The following is a 22086-nucleotide window of genomic DNA, read 5'->3' on the forward strand; positions in this document are numbered from 1 at the left end:
CCCGTGTGATCAAGAGTTCCAACGAAGCTTTTGTTGAGCGCTGTCAACTATACAATTTTTCGGTCACGATAGAAGTGGCCATTCGTCTTGGTCGCGAGCCGGTGTGATTATTGTGAAGCTTCTCGTCGTCACTTTTGGTCGGCTTGCCGAGACTCCAGCATCGTTTGCGCCTTGGCTGGACGATGGAACCTGTTCTCACCGACACAAGTCCTCATATCCTCACGACGGAACCAGATGGCGCGTCCGCATCTGAGCGGCGGATTGCCCGATGTGAACACGATCTGCTCGTCAGCGCGCATGCGCAGCACCTCATGTGGCAGGATCAGCGGCCGGCGGCTGAGCTGCCGGGAACGTGAGCGCGACGATCCCTTCATCCCTGACGAGCGGTTTGTCTGGTCCACCTCGACCGTCGTATCGCCGCAGCGTTTCGAGATATAGTCGGCAGTATCAGGATCGTTGATCGCGGCAAACGAAATCCACGACGCGGATTCGAACCACTTGCTCGTCGCGTCCCGCCCGCCATAGGCCTCGCGCATCTGGCCGATGGACTGGAAGATCATCGTCAGCGTGATGCCGTATTTCCGTCCGGCGTCGCGGGCGGTCTCTAAGATCCGCAGATAGCCGAGCCTGGCGACCTCATCAAGTAGGAAGAGCGCGCCACCTTTCACATCGCCATTTCGATTGTAGATGGCATTGAGCAGCGATCCGATAACCACTCGCGCCAGTCCGGGATGGGCTTCCAGTACCTTCAAATCGAGCGCTATGAAGATGTCGGTTCCGCCCTCGGCGAGATCGTCGGTCGAAAAACTGTCGCCTGAGACGAGCGCGGCGTAGTTCGGATAAGATAGCCAGTGGGTTTCTTTCACCGCATTGGCGTAGACCCCGGAAAAGGTCTCAGGCGTCATGTTGACGAAGACCGAAACATTCTCCTTCACGAAGTCCGATTCCGACTGCTCGTAGATCTTGGTCAGACGCGCCCGCAGCTTCGGTTCCGGCTCGGAAAGATTGACTCTCACACGGCGCAGCGTCTGGTCTTGCTCGTCCGTGTGACCGGACAGCCAGACGTCGGCAATCAGAGCCGTCAGAAGCTGCATGGCCGACGCCCGAAAGAAGTCGTCGCGCGCAGAGGCCGAGCGGGGATTGTCGGTCATGATCCACGTTGCGACGGCGACGATGTCCTCTTCTTTCGTGCTGCCATGTCGCCCGATCCAGTCGAGCGCATTGAAGCCCACGCCTGACGTCGAGGGATCGAGAATGATCACCTTCCGGCCAGCCTTGCGGCGATGCTCCGATACCATCGGTGCGACCTCGCTCGACGGGTCGAGGACAACGAGACTGCCACCCCACTTGAGCGCGGTCGGGACCGTGACCGACGTCGTCTTGAAACCGCCGGATCCGGCGAAGACGATGCCATGCGAGGAGCCAAAGGAGCCGTCGAAGCATAGGAGCGGGCTCTTGCCTCCCGCGCCCCAGGTCGACGGATCGTCGGCGCGGAACGACACAGCCGCAACGCTGTCGCGATCGACGCGGTACCGTTCGCCGACGACGATGCCGCCGGGATCGGGGAAAAGTTTTGCCGCCTCCTGCACCTTCATCCAGTCGGCCTCGCCATGCACGGCGCGTTTGCCGCGGATACGGCGCGGCGCCGAACTGGCAAAAGCCGCATTGCCGCGAAGACCGACGCGCAGCGCGAAGACGCCGGCAAGGAATGTGACGGACGCGCCAAGCATCGTCGCCGGGTCCGCGTAGGCGAATACCGACTGTCCGCCCGGAACGTTGCCGGCGATGCTGGCAAGCCGGACCGCCTCGCGGATCGCCGCGATGAAGATCGCCGCCACGCTGCCGCTGACAACGCCCCACCCGGCCGCCCTGATGTTCGCAGCGCCATTGGCCGCGAACAGGAAGATCGTGCCGATCGCAGCCGCTGTGATGTAGGGCAGGGCGAGACCGATCCGCCCGAGCATCAGCTTTGTCTGCGCTGTCCTTCCGAACGCCGCCAGCCATCGCTCGATCCCCGGCATGAGCATCATCGCGGCGATCATGATTGTGGCCGGGATGACGGTGAGGAGAATTCTATTCACCGTCACGACCAAAGGCCTCCGCGCCGATGGCGGTCAAGCGTGACCGCTCTTCTTCGTCGCCCTTGAACCGGCGGCCGCCGTCGACCAACAGCCCGAGCAGCAGCGCCCGCTTTTCGTAACGCAGTCCTGCCTTGACGATCAGCCCGCCGAGCTCGATTTTTTCGCGGGAGTCCTTCTTGCGTGCTTCTGACGTCATCGACTTTGCCATCCGTTCAAGCCTCGCCAGACCCGCCTTCATCCGCGCCAGACGCGAGCGCCGCGGACGGCTCGGTACCGGTCCGGCTCTCTCCGGCTTGTCTCTTTCCGGTCGCCGAGCCCTTGCCGCCACGAAACCGTTTGGCGACTTCCTCGAAGGCTGACTGAAGCTCGGCCTCCTCGATGTCGATTTCCCCAAGCCCAGCTTTTAGCGCAATCCGCCCGATGCGCTCGGCCTCGCGTGTTTCGGCCTGTTTCAGCTGGTCCTGCAATCTGGCGATTTCTTCCCTGATCTTCGATGATGGTTTCTTCATTCCGGTCGCATCTCCCTGGAAATCTTGGGCGTCTGTTCCGTTGCAAGATTTCCCCAAAAGCACGTCCGAAGGAATGTGCAGATCTGCACGTCGGCAAAGCCGACACTTTGGAGGATGATCCCGCCGTTCCGAAGGAGCGGATCCAAGGGCGCAATTATACGTCGCTGATGCGACGAGCTTGCCCACGGCCCCTGGCGGGGCCGTCGTAGGGTTGCCGCTCGACCTGGCCGCTCTTTGGGAACGAGGTTCGAACCGGGAGTGTTTTACGCCGTGGCCATCGCCCATTTCTCAGCCAGCATCGTCAGTCGCGGCGGCGGCCGCAGCGTCGTGCTGTCTGCGGCCTACCGGCACTGCGCGAAGATGGAGTATGAGCGCGAGGCCCGTACCATCGACTACACTCGGAAGGAGGGGCTTGTGCATGAGGAATTCCTGCTCCCGGCCGATGCCCCGAAATGGGTCCGCGCGATGATTGCCGACCGATCTGTTGCCGGAGCTTCGGAAGCCTTCTGGAACAAAGTCGAGGCGTTCGAGAAGCGCTCCGATGCTCAGCTTGCCCGGGACATGACAATCGCGCTTCCGCTGGAGCTCACCCCGGAGCAGAACATCGCGTTAGTTCGCGACTTCGTGGAAAAACACATCCACGCCAAGGGCATGGTTGCCGATTGGGTCTACCACGACAATCCAGGCAATCCGCACATCCATCTGATGACGACATTGCGCCCGCTGACCGAGGAGGGGTTCGGATCGAAGAAGGTTGCGGTTACGGCCAAGGACGGCCAGCCGGTCCGCACGAAGTCCGGCAAAATCCTCTATGAGCTCTGGGCCGGATCGACGGGTGACTTCAACGTCCTGCGCGATGGATGGTTCGAGCGGCTGAATTATCACCTGGCGCTTGGCGGCATCGATCTCAAGATCGATGGCCGTTCCTACGAAAAGCAGGGCATCGACCTCGAACCGACGATCCATCTCGGCGTTGGCGCCAAGGCGATCGAGCGCAAGGCACAGCAACAGGGCGTCCGGCCGGAGCTGGAGAGGATCGAGCTGAACGAGCAGCGCCGCAGCGAGAATGCCCGCCGCATTCTAAACAATCCAGCCATCGTGCTCGACGTGATCACGCGAGAGAAGAGCGTTTTCGATGAACGCGATGTCGCCAAGGTTCTGCATCGCTATGTCGATGACCCGGCTGTCTTCCAGCAACTGATGTTACGCATCATCCTGAACCCGGAAGTCTTGCGTTTGCAGCGTGACACGATCGCGTTCGCGACCGGAGAAAAGGTGCCCGCCCGTTATTCGACCCGGGCGATGATCCGCGTTGAGGCGACGATGGTGCGGCAGGCGTTATGGCTGTCGAACCGGGACGGTCATGCTGTCTCTGAAGCTGCTCTGGACGCAACGTTCCGGCGGCATGAGCGGTTGTCGCAGGAGCAGAAAGCGGCAATCGAGCGCATCGCCGGTCCCGCCCGGATCGCAGCGGTGGTCGGCCGTGCCGGTGCTGGCAAGACCACGATGATGAAGGCTGCCCGCGAGGCGTGGGAACGGGCCGGATATCGTGTGGTCGGCGGAGCGCTTGCCGGCAAAGCAGCCGAGGGTCTGGAGAAGGAAGCCGGGATCCAGAGCCGGACGCTTGCGTCCTGGGAACTGCGCTGGAACCGTGGTCGTGACGTTCTCGATGACAAAACCGTCTTTGTCCTGGACGAAGCAGGTATGGTCGCCTCAAAACAGATGGCCGGCTTTGTCGATACCGTGGTCAGGGCAGGTGCCAAGATCGTGCTGGTCGGCGATCCCGAACAGCTCCAGCCGATCGAGGCGGGGGCTGCCTTCCGCGCCATCGTCGACCGCATAGGTTATGCCGAACTCGAGACAATCTATCGCCAGCGCGAGGACTGGATGCGCAAGGCGTCACTCGATCTGGCCCGAGGCAATGTGGAAAAGGCGCTGACCGCCTATGATGCCAATGTCAGGATCACGGGCACGCGATTGAAGGCGGAAGCCGTCGAGCGGCTGATCGGTGACTGGAACCACGACTACGATCAGACGAAGACAACGTTGATCCTCGCGCATCTGCGCCGCGACGTTCGCATGCTGAACATTATGGCCCGCGAAAAACTCGTTGAACGCGGCATTGTCGGTGAGGGTCATGTCTTCAAAACGGCTGACGGTGTCAGGCAGTTCGACGTGGGCGACCAGATCGTCTTCCTGAAGAACGAGACCTCGCTCGGCGTCAAGAACGGCATGATCGCTCATGTCATTGAGGCCGCACCGAGCAGGATCGTTGCTGTCATCGGAGAGGGTGATCAGCGCCGGCAGGTCATCGTCGAGCAACGCTTCTACAGCAATCTCGATCATGGTTACGCTACCACGATCCATAAATCGCAAGGCGCTACTGTCGACCGCGTGAAGGTGTTGGCAAGCCTCTCGCTGGACCGGCATCTGACCTATGTGGCCATGACCCGCCATCGCGAGGATTTGCAGCTTTACTACGGACGCCGGTCCTTCGCCTTCAACGGCGGCCTGGCCAAGGTACTCTCCCGAAAGAATGCCAAGGAGACCACCCTCGATTACGAGCGCGGAAAGCTTTACCGCGAAGCGCTGCGGTACGCAGAAAACCGTGGCCTCAACATCGTCCAGGTGGCGCGTACGCTGCTACGCGACCAACTCGAGTGGACACTGCGCCAGAAGACGAAACTGGTCGATCTCAGCCAGCGCCTTGCCGGCTTTGCAGAGCGTCTCGGTCTGCACCATCCCTCGAAAACCCAAACGATGAAGGAGGCCGCGCCCATGGTCGCAGGCATCAAGACATTTTCCGGTTCCGTTGCCGATACGGTAGGCGAAAAACTCGACGCCGATCCAGCCCTCAGACAACAATGGGAAGAGGTCTCGACCCGTTTTGCTTACGTCTTCGCCGATCCCGAGACCGCCTTCCGGGCGATGAACTTCGATGCGGTGCTAGTGGATAAGGAAACGGCCAAACTGGCGCTTCAGACGCTGACGACCGCCCCGGCGTCGATCGGACCGCTGAAGGGCAAGACCGGCATTCTTGCCAGCAAGACTGAGCGCGAGGACCGTCGCGTTGCAGACCTCAATGTTCCGGCCCTGAAGCGCGATCTTGAGCAGTATCTGGGGATGCACGAGACCGCCGTGCAGCGGCTGCAGGCTGACGAGCAGGCATTGCGTCAGCGCGTGTCGATCGACATCCCGGCATTGTCGCCGGCAGCGCATGTGGTGCTGGAGCGCGTGCGTGATGCGATCGACCGCAACGATCTGCCGGCGGCCATGGCATATGCACTAAGCAACCGGGAAACCAAGTTGGAAATTGACGGGTTCAACCAAGCCGTCACCGAACGCTTCGGCGAGCGTACCATGCTCACCAATGCCGCGCGCGAACCCTCCGGAAAGCTCTTCGACAAACTCTCCGAAGGGATGCTGCCCGAGCAGAAGGAGCGTCTGACAGAGGCCTGGCCGATCATGCGCACGTCCCAGCAGCTCGCCGCTCATGAGCGCACCGTTCAGACCCTGCGTCAGGCCGAAGATTTGCGTCTCGCCCAGCGCCAGACGCTGGTGATGAAGCAATGAGGCGGCGCGTTCTCCTGTTCCTGGCCGGCCTAGGTGGGATGATCGCCGCTCTGGCGGCAATCGCATACTTCGGCGGCTTTCGATTGAACCTGACGCCGAGCGAGCCGCTTGGGCTCTGGCGTATCATGGCCCTGCAGCGTCCGGTCGAGGTCGGCGATCTCGTGTTCATCTGCCCACCGCCGACCGCGTCTTTCGAGGAGGCGCGGCGCCGCGGCTATGTTAGGCGTGGCCTCTGCCCCGGTGGCTTTGCGCCGCTGATCAAGACAGTGGCGGCGCTTCCCGGACAGCATGTGGAAATCGGCGTAAATGTCACTGTCGACGGCAGGCCTCTCGCCTCATCGATCAATCGCGCGAGCGATGGAGAGGGCAGGCCGATCACACCATTCAAAACCGGCATCGTGCCACTGAGAAATCTGTTTCTTCACTCATCCTTTGCGAGCTCCTATGATAGTCGGTATTTTGGACCGGTTCCCGACACGGGCCTTCTCGGCCTGGCGCGGCCAGTCCTCACTTTCGAACCGTAATTGGCGGCGATCCTGCCTGCTTATCGCCGTATCTGTTGCTTGCGGCTGGACTGCCTGGAGCGGTCATGTCCTGACCCTTCCGGTCGCTGTGTTGTTTCCGGCGCTCTGGGCGATGTCGCCGTCGCGGCTAACGGCGATGCTCGTGTCGGCCGGATATTTTCTGGCTGCCTCGCGTGGGCTGCCGCAGGGTGTCGCCAACTTCTATGCCGCCGATCTCTGGCCCGGGCTTCTGCTCTGGGCAGTTGCTTCGCTCTCCTTCGCCGGCGTGCATGCGGCGCTCTGGAAGGGGCAACCGGAAGGCAAGTCTCCGGGAGAAGGTCGAACGGGAATGGCAATGGCGGGGCGCTATCTGGCGGCGGCGATGCTCATGGGACTGCCGCCCCTCGGCATAACCGGCTGGGCGCATCCGCTCACCGCTACCGGTGTGCTCTTTCCGGGATGGGGATGGTGGGGGCTGGTCGCGATGACAGCCGGCCTCGCGATGATGACATCGCGATATTGGCGGGCTGTCGCCATCGTCATGGGAGGATTCTGGCTCTGGTCCACTGCCACGTGGACATCACCGAAACTACCCGAGGGATGGAAGGGCGTCGACCTCGAACAAGGTCAGAAACTCGGACGAGACGGCTCGCTTGACGATCACCGTGACCTGATCGCAACGGTGCGCGCGGTTGCGGGAGAGAAAACCCGGTTCATCGTTCTTCCCGAAAGTGCATTGGGCTTCTGGACGCCGACCGTCGCGAGGCTCTGGAGCCAAGGCTTGCAAGGCTCGGAGCTCACTGTGATCGCCGGCGCGGCCGTCATCGATCCGGGCGGCTACGACAATGTAATGGTGGCGATTTCGGCGGAGGAAGCACAAATTCTCTATCGCGAACGCATGCCGGTCCCGGTGTCCATGTGGCAGCCATGGCGGGCATGGACCGGGCAGGGCGGTGGAGCCCGCGCCAACCTCTTCGGCAATCCAGTTGTGCAAAACGACGGCCAGAAGGTCGCCGTGCTGATCTGCTACGAACAGCTTGTCCTCTGGCCGGTCCTGCAGTCGATGCTGCATTCCCCCACCGCAATCGTCGCCCCGGGCAACGGATGGTGGACCGCGGGAACGTCGATCGTCGCCATTCAAAACGTGAGCGTGATGGCCTGGGCAAAACTCTTCGGACTGCCCGTCGTCACGTCTTTCAACAGATAAGGAATTGTTTGCGATGGTCGATGCCGCCCTAATCAAGGAATGCAGCGATCCCGGCCTGAAGCCGGCGATCGTCGAACAGTTCATCGAGCAGGCAGGGTCGCAGGATCCATTGGCGGTCACGGTTCGCTCCGGAAACCGCGTCGTGCTGGTGCCCAGGCCGAAGACGGCGGAGGAAGCGTTGGCGCTGATCAGAGACAACCTCGGTCGCAATACCGTTCGCGTCGGGATCACACAATATCCGGCCGGCCTCGGCATCCTGGAGGCGGGCCAGCTGAAGCCGGACCTGGTCGATGCTTGCGAGAACATCCGCATGGGCACGGCACTCTTCGCCAAGGTCTATCGGATTGTCACGAAATGGTATGGCAATCCGACCGAGAGGCAAGTCCTACCGCAAGTGTTCGACGACGCGATCATTGCCTGGCAGACGGGATACTTCGAAGGAACGGCGGTGTTTCGAGCGGAAGATCCAGGAAAGATGAAACTCGCCGATCCTGGGCCTGTGAAAAAGGACGGAGCTGAACCGGCCACCAATGAGGCTCCGGCCGGTGACGGCTCCGAAAACGCAAAACAGGACGACGCTCCGTCCGATCCAAACACTTCCGACATTCGCATCGATCTGTCGGGGATTGGCGCTCGAAAACCATAGGATTGACCCTGGTTTTACGTGGTGGTCATCCCCAGCCTTTCGCTCAACCTCGTCATCAGGTCCATGCGCTCATGGAAAATGCCGACAATCAGCGCGGGCTCGTTGTCGCGCGGCAGGCAGAAGACGTAGTGGTGCTCGCAATGGACCATGCGGAGCGTCGGATAAAGCTCGCCCAAGTCTCTGAACGGTGGTTGCCCCGAGGCAAGCCGGGCAAAACCTTGCTCTAGCCTGGTAATGTATCGGCGCACCTGCGCATCGCTCCATTGTTTGCGCGTGTAGCGAATGATTCCGCGCAGGTCCGCTTCCGCGCCATTCGCCAGAACATAGGTTGTGGTCAACCGCGGCTATCCTTGGCCAGTTCCTCGTCAAGAACCTCGCTTACGCTACGGGTGGACACTTTTCCCGCCAGACTTTCACCGATGCGATCGCTCAGCAGCGATTTCAACTGCTGCCATGCCACTTCACCATCCGCGTCCCCGGGAAACAGGCGTTCCAGCGCATATTGCTTGATCGTCTTTCCCTGTAAAGCGGCAGTGGCCTTCAGATTTTGATGCTGCTGGTCGGTAATATCGATTGTCAGTCGGCTCATACAACAAGCTCCGGATATTGTCACAAACCCACATTAGCACAAATGTTGGCATCTGGCCAATTGGGCTGTTCTCGGGAGGCGCATGCAGCGGAAAAGTGCGTACATTACGGCTGGGTCCGGCCACATAGTGTGTTTCGCCAAACTGCAGGCGATGCCAGCCTCACATGAGAAGGAATTTCCACCACTTGTCGTAAAGCTGGAACAAGTTTGTCCCATGATGGCGTTGTATGGTGTTGAATATCTTTGGCCGAGGACAGGATGTGAAGATTTGCACCGCGGTGATTTCGATCGACACTGGCGTCATTCTGGAATGTTTCTTATAAGAGGGCACGCAGTACGTGCTGCGTTGCGGCTTAGAATCCGCAGATGAACGGTTGGCGCTGACCGGAATGGCGCCAGGAACCCTCTGACCTTGTGTCCGGGGGCCTGTGACGTATGTCCAGGCTCCGGCTAAAGGTCGCAGGGCCGATTCATCTCGGATTCTAACCCCCGGGCAAGGGTTCAAAGGGTTCAACGTTTGCGGGGGCGTACCGCAGACTAACCAGGGTTAGGTCAGGAATGGAACTGGAAGATGCAATCGTGACGAATAGGGTCGAGCTCCGCCCATTGATCGGGCTGACGCGTGGACTACCTCCGGCGGACCTGGAAGCAATCACGATCGATGCTATCCGGACACACCGGCAGTTGGTGGAAAAAGCCGATGAACTCTTCCAGGCTCTCCCGGAGACTTACAAAACCGGAAAAGAAGCTGGCGGCCCACAGCATATTCGATACATTGAAGCGAGCATCGAAATGCATGCGCAGATGAGCGCCCTGAACACGCTGATCAGTATTCTTGGCTTCATTCCCAAGGTCGTCGTTAACTGACAGCGGTCAAAGTCAGGCGCCGACATCATCGTGTGATGGCGGATATGGCTGTATAGTTTGGTTTCCGTGCTTAAGCTGCGCGATCTAGTGGTGGCGTTGCCCATTGTGCTCCCCGGCGGGAGCAAGCTTATTCTGTGTCGTCGATCATTTCAATGATTTCGAAGCTTTTGATGAGCGTCGAGATGTCTTCATTTAGTAACACAAGCGCCACGTTCGGCGAAATTGCGCGGATCTGAATTTTCACGAGATAACCGGTTTCCACACATGTTCAGGATACTCGGCCGCCTCGCGCTTAAACCGGTAAACTGCCTCACGGGCGGCATCCGAACTCTCGTAAAAGTAAAGGGCCATGACCCCGGCACGGACAGAACAGACTTGACTAAGTCGCAATCAAAGGGCCGATTGACAGCGACCCTTCCAGCGCTCCTCGCTGGTTTGCCTATCGGTGGCCGCTACCAACAAGGCATTTTGCTAGGTGTCATCGGTGCTGACTGGGACGACGGGGAGGTCTGCTTAAACGTTGAAGGCTCTAAGCGCGAATGACAGAAACGACAGTTGACGACAACTTGATGTCTTAATCTTCAAACAGTTTGTTCAGTACTGACCGCAGGAGAAAGAGAGCGGACAGACTACCGCAGATTGCTCTTAAATTTATAAGTTTTTCTCTTCAGTATTCAAAAACAGTAATCTTTTTCTTAGCTGCGTCGGAAGATGGCCAGACCAACGCTTTGATGATGCCGAAGCTGATCAATTGTGCCGTAAAACTACAAATGAAACAGAAAAATTCTTAATCGTCTCCACCCGAGTAGCATATTATCCTTTGATGAACAAAGGAGCGATATCATGAGAAATTCGAGTTTGCATGATGCATCTGGGAACGACGATGCACAGGTACCCCACAAAACAGAATTGCTTGATCTGCCAGACCTTGTGCTGACGGAAGTTGCCAAACGTCTAGCGACTGACAATCCAGTTGAGTCCGCGGAGAATATAGCTAATTTTAGCAAATCCCATCGCTCGACAAGGGACGTGGTTCGAACGGAACCTTTAGAAAAATTCTCGTCACGCCTTAAGATCCTGGCGCCACAGGCGAAACTGTTGTGTCATGCCGTGCGGCAGGCAGCAACACTGCCGGATGGAGAACAACTAAGTGAAGCGCAACTATTGCAAATGCAAAATGAAGTCGCAATTCGCCCAGTCTTAGGCGTAGCGTATACCCATCACGACGGCCAACCAGGAGAGAGTTTGTCAGGGAACGACCTGAACCGTAAAATTGAGAATATTCCTGATTTGGTCTTCAATGTTGCGGAACCCATTATGTTTAATGAGATCTCCGCTACCGAGGTGATGGCAAAAGTTCGGCCTATCGCCAGATCGATCAAAGAGGCCCACGACGATGCGCGAGCGGAATTGATGTCGGTGGAAAGGCCTCGAGGAACGCGCGGTCTATGACTATATGCGCTCTTCGACGCGCGCCTAGAAGGACCTGCTCGCACTCTTCTTAAGACTGGCGGGTTGGGTACACGCGGCCTGATCTGATGGGGGCCAGGTTTTGCGACTTGGTGCTCGCGACCTTTCGTGCGTCTGAGTAAATCACGGGGAGATGGAGCCACAGACAATGCGGCGCCCGCTCTTCCGGCGTGGCCAAGGCAATGTGTAATTTTGTGGAGCCCGTTATGAAATCTTTCCCAATGGGCGACGATGATTGTCCCTAGCACTGCCATCGCGCCGCCGAGGATGGTGTAGATGGATGGACTATCGCTGAGAGAAGCGAAGCCAAACAGCGTTGCCAGGGAGCGACGAGATAGAGGAAATTCACCGCCATGCCCGCCGGCGATTTGCCAGGTCCGTAATCGCAGGCGAATTAGGCGAGGAGGGTCAAAACACAACGCTAACCCTGTCGCTGCCTTGGTAGAAGACGAGGCCTGCATGAACTGCATTGCCGTCTCCGGTGCCCATGACAGCAGCAACAGGTTGGCCGAACATCCCAGCCATCCGAACAATCTGAAGCGCTCGCCTGGTATTTCCATGCGAGAAGCACCGTCATGATGGAGTAATGTTGGAGATGAAAATGGCCGGCGGTGCGCGAATCAAACAGGATGAGAGGCTTATATCGATCGCATATATGTTCGACTTTGCCCTACATTCCGTGCGAGATGCGCACTGGCGGTGGCGGACCTGATGACGGGCATATTTGACTTCCGCCGGTTCTCGTGGCCATCGTACCAGCGCAAGAGCTGAGACGGCGGAGACTTCGCTCTATATGATGATCGATCTCTGCTGTACCGAACGCAATCTGTAGATGCATCTAATCAGCCGCCTCGGACGCCAACTCCATTGTCATAAAAGTCACGGACAATAACAAGACAGTCAGCAAATTCGACCTCAAGGCAAAGCTCGCGATACTTGCGGACAACAACAGAATGTCTATCAAAACGATGGTGGCTAAATTCGTCGACTATCAAATAGTCGACTTTCCGATCAATGCATAATTGCACGCAATCTCTTACCTGCAGCTCTGACTCACAGATATAGACAATTGTGCACGAAGATGAATTCGACGGCTTTTCCCGTCTAACCGACACGCGCCACGGTCTCATCAACATGTTTTTTGCTGATTCAAGAAATCTACACATCAATGCTTGGCCCTCTTTCTGGGACGGCATATTGGTGCATTGAGCTGTCCTAGCAATCCATGTTGGAAAAAACCGGGTTTCAACTGAAACACTGAAGTTTTTGTGGCAGGTTCCGGCAGAAACAAAAAGCAAGGCGACATAGATCGCCGGTGTTCCAGACGTTCGTGAAGGTATCGATCTCCCGTGTCGCCTCGAGTTCGCATGGGAGGGCGAAAGATGGCGTGCTCGATTTCATGGTCGAGCTGCTGCAAATTCTGTCTTTAACTTAGCTCGCCGTCACGAGGTGGTGTGCGTGGATCACCAGATACTTCTTAGCCATGTGATTGAATTCGGTAGCGTTGTATAACGAACGACGTCGCTCCCCAGTATCCCCCAGCAGCAAACCGATCGCGGGCGTTACTGCTGAAACACAGTTTCTGTTTAACCAGCATTCAGGGAATGATAGTCCTGAAGCGAGATCGCGGCCAACAGGGACAATTCGAATATCCCTGAATATATTGTTACAAAATCGGTATACTGAAGAGATGTGTTTTGTAAACCTGTATTGATACAGCATTATCTAAATATAGATATCGTATTAACATGATATATATAATGACAATTGTGCGTATATACAAATATGGAAAGTATGTATGGCTAAAAGTGACGCTTATAGGCTAATAATATTTGATTTTGATGGTACATTGGCCGACAGCAGCGCCTGGATGATAAGCGCTCTGAGGGAAATGTCCGAACGACACCGATTTGTAACGCCCAGCGACACTCAGATTGAATATCTGCGTGGCCTTTCAGTTTGCCAGGTTTTGAAATGGCTGAGAGTACCGGTATGGCGCGTTCCTCTGATCGTGAGAGATTTGCGTAAACTGGCTCGCGAAGCAACGTTCGATATGTTCCCTAGGACAGAAAAGGTCTTATTTCTCCTCCAAGATCAAGGGGTGGAGCTTGCAATCTTAAGTTCGAACAGCATTGAAAATATTCAGCGCGTGCTCGGGCCATTGGAGAGATACTTTGCTTATATAGAGGGTAGCTCGCCGGTATTTGGGAAGGGCAAAAGGATCAATAAGATACTTCGCCGGTGCAAAAAGTCCCGGAATGAAGTCCTTCTTGTCGGAGATGAGGTTCGTGATATTGAGGCAGCGACGAGTCAAAACATTGCCTCCGCGGGAGTTACGTGGGGTTATGCCAAGAGAGAGGCTTTGGCCTGCAGCAATCCCACTCACATTCTCGAAGATATTGAGGATTTAATAGACTTGAAACCTCTATAGAGAAGAAGAACAACTCTTGCAGTGCTAATGCTGTTATATTTACATTGAAATTACTTCACATGTCGGGGCTTCGGGCTGAAAGCAGATGTCGTCAGATTTGCCAGCAGTCGTTCAACGTCCCCCTCATCGGCGGTACCGCGCATCTTTTAAGCCAACGGAGTGATCGCCTTGGAACGGCAGTCACGGCATCCGTTCGATTGCGCTAGACGGGATTATCTGGGGTCATCATTGGTGAGCGGGGCGGTTTGAGTACCGCAAAGCCGCGCAGCCTGCGTCGGCAGAAGCATATTACAATTGAAATGAAATACGGCGAACCTGAAATGACCGGTTAACTCACCTCTTACAAGATTTGGGAGCGAAGCGAAATCTGTTGGCTCACTAAACTTGGCAGGAGCTGTTATGCACTCAACCAGATTGCGAACAAATGAAGTTGCGGTCGCGCTACCCGAAGACGGTGACGCATCGCTTTTCTTTGTTGGAAAGATCCGGACCCCCTGGAAAAGTCGAGCTGACACTCCTCGGCAGGGCAGTGAATCGGGGCCACTATGCACGCTTGAGATTTCGGAACCTTGGGCCTTGGCGCTGAAGGGTGTCGAGGTGTATGCGAAGCTTGAAGTTCTTTATTGGCTGCACGAGTCACCGCGCGATATTGTCCTACTAAGTCCCGCTGACGATGGAGAGATTCACGGCGCTTTCTCTCTGCGATCACCTGTGAGGCCCAATCCGATCGGAACGTCGATCGTGAAGGTGGAACGAGTATCTGGAAACTCGATTGCCGTACGTGGCCTTGACTGCCTGGATGAAACACCGCTGTTGGATATCAAACCGGATCGCTCGTTATCAAAGCCGCTAGCCCCAGTGAGGAAAAGTCCCTCGGTTCCGGCCGCCTGACTGGCATGATGCACCACCCTTCGTTCCGCAGAGAAAGCCGCGGGTCGAGATAGGCATTTACGGTGAACTAGGTTTTCGCGAGGTTTCGGACGAGCAGCGCAGCGACGGAAGCACACCTTTTGCCAATTCCACCATCATTGCAGAAGTGGCTGCTGCTGCAAACGCGTTCAATCGAATTGATGAACTTGCGGCATGGGCTCCAGGATTTCTCCGAGGCGAGTAGTCGCGACATTCCATTTATCCCGTGAGTTTGAGCTGTTAAGACTGGACTTAAGAGCCCACTGAGCAATTCATGCGATATAAACGTTTTGCTGAAAGTACCGGAGCGGCGTTTCCTTCCAAAGTGTGCTCAAATTGTTCGTTTTCGATCGGAACCGTGCTGTTAGGCGGTTAAGGGGATGCTGGGGATCGACAACGTTCGCCGTGAACTCTACGGCCCCTTGAGCAGATGGAACTGCAACTCGCGGCAGACCCGAATGAAGACGAACTTGCGGCTGAAAGTGCAGCCAAATCCTCAGCCCTCAAAGCGTTCGAGCGCAAACGCCCATCACGCAAACCATTTTCTGAACATCTGCCGCGCGAGTGCGGCCACGGCCCCTCCTTCTATGTGACGTCCCGCGGACGCACCTTGTCGAGAAGTAACTGGACAACCTACGCGTATTGGGTTCGCCCCGTCACAGCACGATTGATGCGTTAACTGCCGGATTTGCTTTAACCCTCAAATGAGTTTTCGTCGGATTGCCAGCGCGGTAAGATGCGCGTTGGGCAGACGTCGAAGCGCTTCATGGTTTCGCGAAGCTTGACGCGGACGCTGTTGTATTTGGCGCCTTCCACGTCAGCGATTTCTTCCATCGTCTTGCCCAAGGCAATCCATCTCAGATAGGTCGCTATCCTTCGGATCGAGCCATACGGCACCTTCCGCACTGGGCGTGGTGCGAAGGGATGAAATACGGGCATGGATCTGTCCAATGGTCGCCGCTACTGCAACTGCATCGATCTCACGATCGAGATCGATCGCGGGCTTCTCCGATGCCAGTATGCCCGCGACCGCTCGGCCAGATGCGGACTCATGGCGTAGGTCCCGCACCATGGCATGACCAGCGCTGCCTCCGTCGGCGCGGACACCCATGAGCAGAAAAGCTCGCTTCTGCACATTTCGCGGTGGCGACCTCGACTGCTCCCTGGAGCGATGATCTCCTTCATCAAATGAACATCGAGCGGCGTTCGGAACCGCTCAAATTTCTGTTGGGGGGAGGGGCGATGTGAACGTGCCCATGCAACCTCTCACCCTCAGACCATCCACGCGCTCGACGCCGCGAGCAATCGGCAAAAACAGCTGGATCTGGCTGAAGTGTGAAGGGGTCAACAAAACAAATCATTCATGCCAATTTCTCCCGCCATGAGTGAATCAAAATACTGCCGAATTGGAAAAACCATTAAATAAGGGCGAAGCTAAGCACTCTAAACGTTATTAATGTCTTAGGCGTGTCACGAGGCCTGAGACGATGCGCTTAGACAATCCATTGAAATCATTATCAAAATGATGCCCGCCACTAAAGCCAATAACTTCGGCGCCGGTCTGCCGGAGCGATGGGCAAGCATTATTGCGGTCATCGCGCCCGTACATGCATTGGACGATTGTTGGGTCAATCGATGTGAGGTCATTCAGAGGATTGCCGCCTTTACCTTCGGTTTCGAGTTGAAGCCAGCCCCTGAGTGAAACGACATAGTCGACCTGATGTGACAATGCCAGGAGGGAGATTTGCTTAACCTGCATTCTTTGCTCGTGGGTAAGCCGATTGAAGCTTGCTGGCATGACGTCAGCGCCGAAGGAATATCCTACAAGTAAAACATTCTGCACGCCGAAAAGCTTGGTGTAGACATCAATTAAATGTCCAAGATCTGCCGCAGTTCCGCTTGGAGACCGTTCGGACCAAAAATAACGGAGCGAATTGACGCCAACGACGGGAATCCCTTCCGTCTGCAGATAGTTAGCAATCTCTTCGTCGATATTCTGCCATCCAGCATCGCCAGAGTAAAAGATCGCGACCGTGTTCTTGGTTGGATTGGCGCTAAACACGCGAAGAGGAATCCCTAGTCGATTTGCGCCTCTATTCGACCACATGACATGGTTGACGCGTTGGTTTGCGTATGCGGAATTTACTCCGGGAATAAGTGTTAACGCGAATACCAATAACAACTTTATTACCATGTCGAGACCCTGCGTCAGTTGTTAACCTGCGTGTCGGATATGGATAATTTCCAACTGCTGTTTCAAGTTGATGTCGGCTGTGTTGTGAGTTGTTACAGATGAAACAGAGGCAGATAATCTTACCAGCGATGGATTAAACTCGCGGCCAGGTGGCTCATCAAAGGACGGCGCCACTGCCAAATCTTTGGTGATCAACAAGGTGAAGCCTCTGGCTGGCTGGGGACGAATGAAAATTTCCGTCTATATCAATGTTTTGGCGCGGGCTCTCCGCCAGAACGCCGAATTGCTTCCGAAGCATGTCTGCTCCAAAGTCCTCATCGCGCCTCTGGCCTTTGCCCCACCTCAAAAGCCATGCGGGCGGACGCCGAAAAATACTCAACTCTCCTTGGCGTCCACATCGGCATAACTGGGGCAGATCTCAAACAATGACTTGCGATCCCAGTTCGACCACGCGGTTGGCTGGCAGGCTGAAATAATCTGACGGCATTGCGGCAGCATTTGCAAGTACGATGTAAAGTCGGTCCTGCCAGTAGGGCATACCCGACTTGGCATCCGGCAGGAGCTTACGGCGACCGAGATAGAAGGAGGTCGACATGATGTCGAACTTCAATCCGGCCTTGCGCAACGTCGCCAGGGCTTGAGACACATTATGCGGTTCCATGAAGCCGAAGAGCAGTTCGACGCGAGAGAAACGCTCGGAAATCTGTTCTATCTTGTAACGGGCGTGGCTCGGTACACGCGGTTTGCTGATCGTGCGGATCGTCAGGATGACGTTGCGGTCGTGAAGCACGTGGTTGTGCTTGAGATTGTGCAGCAAGGCGGCGGGGGCGGACTCCGGATCGCCGGTCAGGAAGATCGCGGTGCCCGTAACCTGGGCCGGCGAATGTTCACCCTTGCGCTCGATCGAGCTAAGGAAGGAGGCAAGCGGAATATCGGCGTGGCGGGTCTTTTCCATCAGGATCGCCGTGCCGCGACGCCAGGTCCACATGACGACGGTAAAGGCGGTGGCGATCATGATCGGGATATAGCCGCCGTCGTGGATCTTCAAAAGGTTGGCGCCGAGGAAGATCATTTCGAGCACTACCAGTGGCACGAGCGCGATCACCGCAACCGGGAGCGACCAGTTCCAGCGGGCGCGGACGAATTCGAAGGCCATGATCGAGGTGACGACCATGGCGCCGGTGACGGAGATGCCGTAGGCGGTCGCCAGTGCGTCCGATGTCTTGAAACTCAGAACCAGGAAGATGACGCCGATGAACAGCACGGCATTGACCGAAGGCACGAAGATCTGCCCGGCATTGGTTTCCGAGGTGAACAGGATTTCCATGCGCGGCAGGAAGCCGAGGTTGATGCCCTGGCGCACCATCGAGAAGGCGCCGGTGATGACAGCCTGGCTGGCGATGATCGTCGCGGCGGTCGCCAGGATGACGACAGGCAGCAGCGCCCATTTCGGATACATCAGATAGAAGGGGTCGGACATCGTCCCCGGATTGCCGAGAACGAGCGCGCCCTGCCCGAGATAATTCAGCGTCAGCGACGGGAAAACCAGCAGGAACCAGGCCCACTGAATCGGACGACGGCCGAAATGGCCAAGATCGGCATAGAGCGCTTCCGCGCCCGTCACCGTCAGGAACACGGCGCCGAGCACGACGACGCCATCGAAGCCCTCATGCAGCAGGAAGCTGACGGCATAATAGGGATTGAAGGCGGCCAGAATGCCGTAGTCGTCCGAGATATGAGAAATGCCGGCAGCGGCCGTGACGAGGAACCAGATGGCGGTGATCGGGCCGAAGAACTTCGCGACGGCGCCGGTGCCACGTGATTGCACGACGAAGAGCAGCGCCAGGATCACCACCGAGATCGGCACGATATAGCCCGCGAGGCGGGGTGCGACGAGCTTCAGACCCTCGACGGCCGACAACACGGATAGAGCCGGGGTGATCATCGCATCCCCGAGGAAGAGGGAGGCACCGATCAGGCCGAGCAGCATCAGGATGGCGGTATGGCCGTTGGCGGTCTTCATCAGCAGGGCAAGTAGCGACAGCGTGCCGCCCTCGCCGTCGTTGTCCGCGCGCAGCAGGAAGAGCACATATTTGATGGTGACGATGATCGTCAGCGCCCAAATCATCAGCGAGATCAGGCTGATGATCTCGAAACGGGTGGCGCCGTCATGGACCACCGGCTTCAGCGCTTCGCGAAAGGCATAGAGCGGGCTGGTGCCGATATCGCCGTAGACGACACCGACAGAACCCAGCGCAAGACAGAACCGCTTTCGCGGCGTCATGTGGCGTTCGTTCAGATGGCTCTCTTCGGACATGAAGTTGCAACAGGCTCCTTAGAGCCAGCCTCTTTTTCCCACATTGTTTAGATCGCCTAACGCAAAAAAGGCGTTCGTAGAGGCGGGCGATCATTGACGCGGCGCTGTTTTCCTCGCTGATGCGAGCGTTCGTTGAGGCCTTATCTCACAAAGTCAAAATACAAGGAAAGTTGAATCGAACTTCATCTGTAATGCATAAGAAGTAGCAGATGTGTCGGCCGAATTGCTGACTTGAGGGGGCTCTTCGGAATCCTAAAGCGGCAGATTCTCGGCAATAGCCAGATATTCCTTATTTGACAATCTTGATCGAAGACAAAGCAGCACGCTCGACCCGCCAGCCAATACGCCTTCGATCGACAAAGATCATGCATTTTGCCGAGGGAGCGAAATTTGGTTTCGTTTGTAACAAGCGACCACCAGTCAATTGAAGTCCGCAGTACGTTTAAGATAGAAGACGGCTGAAGGCTTCCTTTTGAAATGCTTGGATTGACCGCCATGTTCGTACGAGCCGATGCTCTCTCCAGCGTAAAGCCTTCTGCCACCAACGTCATGTCGCAGAGATTTCGTGAGCTTAAAGTTGAGCATAGGGACTTCGTCCGCCTTAAGATCGGCGGGCCAGATTTAGATACAGCCGACAACATCAAAAAGGCAGCCATCGACGCGATCAACCTCGGCGAGACGAAGTATACACCGGTTTCCAGCAGTCCTGGGCTGCGCAAGGCGATCGCCGCCAAGTTCAAGCGCGAGCACGGCTTCGAATATTCCTGGAGGCAGGTGATTGTTGTCACCGGCGGCAACCACTTCCTGTTCGACGCCTTCATGGCGACGCCGAACCTCGGCGAGGAAGTCGCCATCTCGGCGTCTTACTGGGTTTCCTATCCGAAGATGGTGACGCTTTGCGCCGGTACGCTGGCTTTCGTTTCGGTCACGCACGAGAACAACTTCAAGATCCAAGCCGCCGATCTCGAAAAGGCGATCACGCCGAAGACCAAGTGGTTCATCTTTCACTTGCCTTCCAACACGACGGGTGCCGCCTATGCTCATGACGAGATGAAGGCACTGACCCAAGTGCTCGTCAGGCATCCGGCATGTTTGGATTCTGACCGACGACATGTACGAGCACTAACCTATGGCGACTTCAAGTTCATCACGCCCGTCGAAGACGAGCCCAAGCTTTACAACTCCACGCTGACGATGAACGGCGCCTCCAAGGCTTCTGCGACTAAAGATCCTCTCGAGCAGGCCTGTCGCCGCATCCAGCGCTTCTGCTCGAATTTTGCCAAAGACTATATCATCTGGAGGTTGCTATGAGTGTCGAAGTCCCTCAAGAAGCGTCGGAAGAAGCCGGATCAATCAGAGCTGCCTTCCTCGACCCGGACAATGTTAGTGTCTCAGACTTGGATCGCTGTGGCCACGCTATTTTCACCGAGTGGCGGCCAAAGCGCCCCTTCCTTCGTAGGCAGGACGGCGTATATCTTGTTTTGAGGGCTGACGATGTATTTGGCTTGAGCAGCGATCCGCGCACCCGTCAGATAGAGACGGAGTTGATGCTCAATCGTGGCGTCAAAGAAGGAGCAGTTTTCGACTTCGTTCGCTTCAGCATGCTTTTCTCAAATGATAAAACCCACAGCAGGCGTCGCTCTCCTTTTACCCGGACTTTCGCATTTCGCATGATTGAAAACCTGCGTCCGAAAATAAGGCAACTGACCGAGATCCTTTTTCAAGATTTGAAAGAGGTTGGTTCCTTCAACTTCGTCGAAGAATATGCTTCTAAGCTCCCAGCCGCTGCTATAGCAAGCGTGCTAGGTCTTCCGCCAGGCGACGTTCCTTATTTTACACAGCTTGTCTATCGGGTTTCCCGCTGCCTGAGCCCTTCATGGCGAGACGCAGATTTTTCAGACATGGAGGCTTCAGCAGCAGAGTTTAAAAACTATGTGCAGGCGGTGATTGATGATCGTCGAAACGATCCGCGCGATGATTTCCTTTCATCGTTCATAAATGCCACGCGAGAAGCAGAAGATCTCTCATCCGATGAAGGGGTCGTGCAACTGATGCTGATTATCTTGGCTGGAAGTGACACAACCAAAACCGGCATTACTGCATTGATCGGCTTGCTTTTGCGACACCGACAGGCATGGGAAGCCCTATTGAAGGATGAGACTCTTGTGCCCGCTGCCGTCGAGGAGGGATTGCGTTTCGAGCCACCAGTCGGATCTTACCCAAGGATCGCACTCGCAGATATTGACCTTAATGGGTTCCTGCTACCAAAAGGTAGTCTTCTCGCGCTTTGCACGATGTCTGCGCTACGAGACGAGAAACACTACCTACACCCTGAACTTTTTGATATCCACCGCAAGCAGATGCGCTGGCATATGGTTTTTGGTGCGGGTGCACATCGATGTCTTGGCGAAGCGCTGGCTCGTTTAGAGTTGCAGGAGGGACTTGCAACAATACTCAGACATGCTCCCGCTCTCTCTATCGAAGGGGCGTGGCCGACGTTACATGGTCATGGAGGGGTGCGTCGAATTGCGGAAATGAGAGTTTGCATCAGGGGGGAGAATTGAAACCGGGGCCTCGTGGCGCCGATCGTCGTGGAGGTGAGGAAGACAGCATCTAAGCGCCGCCGCCTATAGTCTCGCATGGACAGCTTGGTTTCTGCTTGTTTGGCTGGAATTTTCTTCCGTGCGGCAATTCGTATCACGGATGTAAGAATGATAAGTAATTCCGGGGTGAGATCATCGGGTGACGCTAATCCCTCGACATCCGCATAATCGGGTCGGCTGTTGCAAA

The 22086-nt window shown here is 56.4% G+C and carries 17 protein-coding genes and 2 pseudogenes; 11 read left to right on the forward strand and 8 right to left on the reverse strand.

The features are described 5' to 3' along the window. Window positions 1–128 precede the first annotated feature (128 nt). From traG to traC, 3 genes are read right to left on the reverse strand one after another with little or no spacing between them, the layout of a single operon-like run. Window positions 129–2087 (reverse strand): Ti-type conjugative transfer system protein TraG, encoded by a 1959-nt coding sequence (gene traG / locus G6L01_RS27615; RefSeq protein ID WP_070167487.1) that lies wholly within the window; start codon window positions 2085–2087, stop codon window positions 129–131. After that, window positions 2074–2319 carry a type IV conjugative transfer system coupling protein TraD gene (gene traD / locus G6L01_RS27620; protein ID WP_114386963.1) on the reverse strand — a complete coding sequence of 82 codons (246 nt, stop codon included), beginning with the start codon at window positions 2317–2319 and terminating at the stop codon, window positions 2074–2076. The genes traG and traD overlap by 14 nt, the downstream gene beginning before the upstream one ends. Further along, window positions 2294–2590, reverse strand: a complete 297-nt coding sequence (traC, locus tag G6L01_RS27625; RefSeq protein WP_060716558.1) for a conjugal transfer protein TraC — start codon at window positions 2588–2590, stop codon at window positions 2294–2296. Before traC ends, traD begins: the two co-directional genes overlap by 26 nt. 270 nt (window positions 2591–2860) lie before the next feature. On the opposite strand from traC, the gene traA reads away from it, so the two are divergent. The 4 genes from traA to G6L01_RS27645 are packed head-to-tail and all read left to right on the forward strand — an operon-like array spanning window position 2861 to window position 8519. After that, window positions 2861–6163: a Ti-type conjugative transfer relaxase TraA gene (gene traA, locus G6L01_RS27630; RefSeq protein WP_070167549.1), complete on the forward strand. Its 3303-nt coding sequence runs from the start codon at window positions 2861–2863 to the stop codon at window positions 6161–6163. Continuing rightward, on the forward strand, window positions 6160–6687 hold the full coding sequence (gene traF, locus G6L01_RS27635; protein ID WP_070167486.1) for a conjugative transfer signal peptidase TraF: 528 nt from the start codon (window positions 6160–6162) through the stop codon (window positions 6685–6687). The genes traA and traF overlap by 4 nt, the downstream gene beginning before the upstream one ends. Window positions 6688–6703: 16 nt before the next feature. Then, window positions 6704–7873: a conjugal transfer protein TraB gene (locus G6L01_RS27640; RefSeq protein ID WP_070167550.1), complete on the forward strand. Its 1170-nt coding sequence runs from the start codon at window positions 6704–6706 to the stop codon at window positions 7871–7873. Between the two features lie 13 nt (window positions 7874–7886). Then, window positions 7887–8519 (forward strand): TraH family protein, encoded by a 633-nt coding sequence (locus G6L01_RS27645; RefSeq protein WP_060716560.1) that lies wholly within the window; start codon window positions 7887–7889, stop codon window positions 8517–8519. Window positions 8520–8533: 14 nt separating this feature from the next. Here G6L01_RS27645 and G6L01_RS27650 read toward each other — a convergent pair whose 3' ends face one another. Both G6L01_RS27650 and G6L01_RS27655 read right to left on the reverse strand, forming a co-directional pair. Further along, window positions 8534–8857, reverse strand: a complete 324-nt coding sequence (locus tag G6L01_RS27650) for a type II toxin-antitoxin system RelE/ParE family toxin (protein WP_060716561.1) — start codon at window positions 8855–8857, stop codon at window positions 8534–8536. Continuing rightward, complete coding sequence (locus G6L01_RS27655; protein WP_060716562.1) at window positions 8854–9108, reverse strand: antitoxin; 255 nt, start codon at window positions 9106–9108, stop codon at window positions 8854–8856. The genes G6L01_RS27650 and G6L01_RS27655 overlap by 4 nt, the downstream gene beginning before the upstream one ends. Before the next feature lie 558 nt (window positions 9109–9666). Between G6L01_RS27655 and G6L01_RS27660 the strand changes: the two genes are divergently transcribed. From G6L01_RS27660 to G6L01_RS27680, 5 genes and pseudogenes are all read left to right on the forward strand, one after another. Further along, a complete protein-coding gene (locus G6L01_RS27660) occupies window positions 9667–9975 on the forward strand; it encodes a transcriptional repressor TraM (RefSeq protein ID WP_060716563.1) in 309 nt (102 codons plus the stop codon). An 843-nt stretch (window positions 9976–10818) separates the two neighbouring features. Further along, the gene (locus tag G6L01_RS27665) at window positions 10819–11427 is read left to right on the forward strand and encodes a hypothetical protein (RefSeq protein WP_060716565.1); all 609 of its coding nucleotides are present in this window, start codon (window positions 10819–10821) and stop codon (window positions 11425–11427) included. Window positions 11428–13243: 1816 nt separating this feature from the next. Next, window positions 13244–13876, forward strand: a complete 633-nt coding sequence (locus G6L01_RS27670; protein ID WP_060716566.1) for an HAD family hydrolase — start codon at window positions 13244–13246, stop codon at window positions 13874–13876. Between the two features lie 399 nt (window positions 13877–14275). Then, window positions 14276–14767, forward strand: a complete 492-nt coding sequence (tsaA, locus tag G6L01_RS27675) for a tRNA (N6-threonylcarbamoyladenosine(37)-N6)-methyltransferase TrmO (protein WP_081088910.1) — start codon at window positions 14276–14278, stop codon at window positions 14765–14767. 433 nt (window positions 14768–15200) lie between these two features. Then, window positions 15201–15350, forward strand: a pseudogene (locus G6L01_RS27680) (IS66 family transposase); the annotation flags it as partial. A gap of 135 nt (window positions 15351–15485) precedes the next feature. Here the strand turns inward: G6L01_RS27680 and G6L01_RS27685 are convergent. The 3 genes and pseudogenes from G6L01_RS27685 to G6L01_RS27695 all read right to left on the reverse strand — a co-directional run. Then, window positions 15486–15806: pseudogene (locus G6L01_RS27685) on the reverse strand (transcriptional regulator TraR); the annotation flags it as partial. Between the two features lie 432 nt (window positions 15807–16238). Further along, window positions 16239–16979 carry an AcvB/VirJ family lysyl-phosphatidylglycerol hydrolase gene (locus tag G6L01_RS27690; RefSeq protein WP_081088911.1) on the reverse strand — a complete coding sequence of 247 codons (741 nt, stop codon included), beginning with the start codon at window positions 16977–16979 and terminating at the stop codon, window positions 16239–16241. A gap of 418 nt (window positions 16980–17397) precedes the next feature. Continuing rightward, complete coding sequence (locus G6L01_RS27695; RefSeq protein WP_060716569.1) at window positions 17398–19296, reverse strand: potassium transporter Kup; 1899 nt, start codon at window positions 19294–19296, stop codon at window positions 17398–17400. 495 nt (window positions 19297–19791) lie between these two features. On the opposite strand from G6L01_RS27695, the gene G6L01_RS27700 reads away from it, so the two are divergent. Continuing rightward, window positions 19792–20607 carry an aminotransferase class I/II-fold pyridoxal phosphate-dependent enzyme gene (locus G6L01_RS27700; RefSeq protein WP_158544235.1) on the forward strand — a complete coding sequence of 272 codons (816 nt, stop codon included), beginning with the start codon at window positions 19792–19794 and terminating at the stop codon, window positions 20605–20607. Beyond that, window positions 20604–21860 (forward strand): cytochrome P450, encoded by a 1257-nt coding sequence (locus tag G6L01_RS27705; RefSeq protein ID WP_060716570.1) that lies wholly within the window; start codon window positions 20604–20606, stop codon window positions 21858–21860. The genes G6L01_RS27700 and G6L01_RS27705 overlap by 4 nt, the downstream gene beginning before the upstream one ends. Window positions 21861–22086: the final 226 nt, after the last annotated feature.

The sequence above is a fragment of the Agrobacterium vitis genome (assembly GCF_013337045.2).
Lineage (GTDB): Bacteria > Pseudomonadota > Alphaproteobacteria > Rhizobiales > Rhizobiaceae > Allorhizobium > Allorhizobium vitis_B.

Bases quoted from the DNA above. Each gene is read 5' to 3' on its own strand.
- G6L01_RS27690 (WP_081088911.1), bottom strand. From the start codon at position 16,979: ATGGTAATAAAGTTGTTATTGGTATTCGCGTTAACACTTATTCCCGGA.
- traF (WP_070167486.1), top strand. From the start codon at position 6,160: ATGAGGCGGCGCGTTCTCCTGTTCCTGGCCGGCCTAGGTGGGATGATC.
- G6L01_RS27700 (WP_158544235.1), top strand. From the start codon at position 19,792: ATGTTCGTACGAGCCGATGCTCTCTCCAGCGTAAAGCCTTCTGCCACC.
- G6L01_RS27645 (WP_060716560.1), top strand. From the start codon at position 7,887: ATGGTCGATGCCGCCCTAATCAAGGAATGCAGCGATCCCGGCCTGAAG.
- G6L01_RS27655 (WP_060716562.1), bottom strand. From the start codon at position 9,108: ATGAGCCGACTGACAATCGATATTACCGACCAGCAGCATCAAAATCTG.
- tsaA (WP_081088910.1), top strand. From the start codon at position 14,276: ATGCACTCAACCAGATTGCGAACAAATGAAGTTGCGGTCGCGCTACCC.
- G6L01_RS27705 (WP_060716570.1), top strand. From the start codon at position 20,604: ATGAGTGTCGAAGTCCCTCAAGAAGCGTCGGAAGAAGCCGGATCAATC.
- traD (WP_114386963.1), bottom strand. From the start codon at position 2,319: ATGAAGGCGGGTCTGGCGAGGCTTGAACGGATGGCAAAGTCGATGACG.
- traC (WP_060716558.1), bottom strand. From the start codon at position 2,590: ATGAAGAAACCATCATCGAAGATCAGGGAAGAAATCGCCAGATTGCAG.
- G6L01_RS27695 (WP_060716569.1), bottom strand. From the start codon at position 19,296: ATGTCCGAAGAGAGCCATCTGAACGAACGCCACATGACGCCGCGAAAG.
- G6L01_RS27660 (WP_060716563.1), top strand. From the start codon at position 9,667: ATGGAACTGGAAGATGCAATCGTGACGAATAGGGTCGAGCTCCGCCCA.
- G6L01_RS27665 (WP_060716565.1), top strand. From the start codon at position 10,819: ATGAGAAATTCGAGTTTGCATGATGCATCTGGGAACGACGATGCACAG.
- G6L01_RS27670 (WP_060716566.1), top strand. From the start codon at position 13,244: ATGGCTAAAAGTGACGCTTATAGGCTAATAATATTTGATTTTGATGGT.